Below are 1676 nucleotides of genomic sequence, written 5' to 3' on the forward strand. Positions count from 1 at the left end.
GGTTGTAAATATCTAAATGGCAGTCTGCACATCTTTTTGCTGGTGGATGTTCAAGCAGGTCTTCTTCTCTGAAAACAGTCCATATTTTGCTGTTTGAATTACATCCGTAAATTAAAAAGAAAAAAACAAATAAGGGACTAATCTTTTTTATCAACATGATAAAAATGTCCTAATTTATCCCTTTTTGTAAATATGTATTTTTCATTAAAAGGATTGGGCTCTATTTGTATAGGGACTCTTTCTACTATTTCAAGGTCAAAACCGTCTAATGCAACTATTTTTCTTGGATTATTTGTCATAAGTTTCATTTTTCTAACGCCTAAATCAAGAAGTATTTGCGCTCCTGTTCCAAAGTCTCTAAGGTCTGTATTAAATCCAAGCTTGTGATTTGCTTCTACAGTATCGTATCCTTTTTCCTGCAAGTTATAAGCTTTTATTTTATTTATAATACCTATACCTCTTCCTTCGTGTCCTCTCATATAAACAAGTACACCTTTCCCCTCTTTTGCTATCATTTCAAGGGCTTTGTGGAGTTGAGACTGACAGTCGCATCTTAATGAGCTAAAAACATCTCCTGTTAGGCATTCTGAATGTACTCTTACAAGCACAGGTTCATCTTCTTTAATTTCTCCCATCACAAGTGCTACATGTTCGCTTCCGTCAAGTTTATTTCTGTAGCCGTATATTTTGAAAGTTCCAAATTTTGTAGGAAGATGTGCTTCTGCAAGTCTTTCCACTAATTTTTCTTTTTTTAATCTGTAATGTACTAAATCCGCAATGGTTATTATTTTTAGGTCATGTTTTTTGGCAAATTCTATTAAATCTGGAAGCCTTGCCATTGTTCCATCTTCTTTCATTATTTCACATATAACTCCGGCAGGATAAAGACCTGCTAATTTCGCAAGGTCAACTGATGCTTCTGTATGACCTGTTCTTTCCAAAACTCCTCCCGGTTTTGCCATAAGAGGAAAAACGTGTCCCGGTCTTACAAAATCCTGAGGTTTTGCATCAGGACTTACAGCATGTTTTATTGTTATAGCTCTATCATGGGCAGATATTCCGGTTGTTGTTCCAAATTTTGGATGAGCATCTATTGATATACAAAAAGCTGTTCCTTTAGGGTCTGTATTTTCATTTGTCATAAGTGGAATATTGAGCTCCTCACATCTTTCTGGTAGTAAAGATAGACAAATTAAACCTCTTCCTTCTTTTGCCATAAAGTTTACAGCCTCAGGTGTTATCTTTTCGGCAGCCATTACAAGGTCGCCTTCATTCTCTCTATCTGGGTCATCTATGACTATTACCATTTTTCCATTTTTTATATCTTCTATGGCTTCTTCAATACTTGCAAGTTTGAAATCCATCTTTCTCTCCAAATGATAAGTTTTAATTAAAATTTTAATATATGCTTTTAAAAATACATAACCACCTCTATGTTTTTAATATTTTTTCAAGTTGGGATATTACATTATAAGCCTTATCTTTTAAAGAGTATTTCATTCCATTCAACATCCACTCCAAAGTGCAAGATATAACGAGTCCTATGATTAAATTTGCTTACTATATGTAAATCAATTTTATTTATTTTTTCCAGACATATAAAATGATAAAATCTTACTCATAATTTTATAATCTTTTAGGAAAAAATGGATATAAAATTAATTTTAATGCCTGTT

Annotated in this window: 1 protein-coding gene; it reads right to left on the minus strand. The window is 32.9% G+C overall.

The genetic code is table 11. From position 1 onward, the window contains the following. Positions 1–137 precede the first annotated feature (137 nt). Complete coding sequence (locus HG1285_RS02530; RefSeq protein WP_008289105.1) at positions 138–1364, minus strand: bifunctional 3,4-dihydroxy-2-butanone-4-phosphate synthase/GTP cyclohydrolase II; 1227 nt, start codon at positions 1362–1364, stop codon at positions 138–140. Positions 1365–1676 lie beyond the last annotated feature (312 nt).

This window comes from Hydrogenivirga sp. 128-5-R1-1 (genome assembly GCF_000171895.1).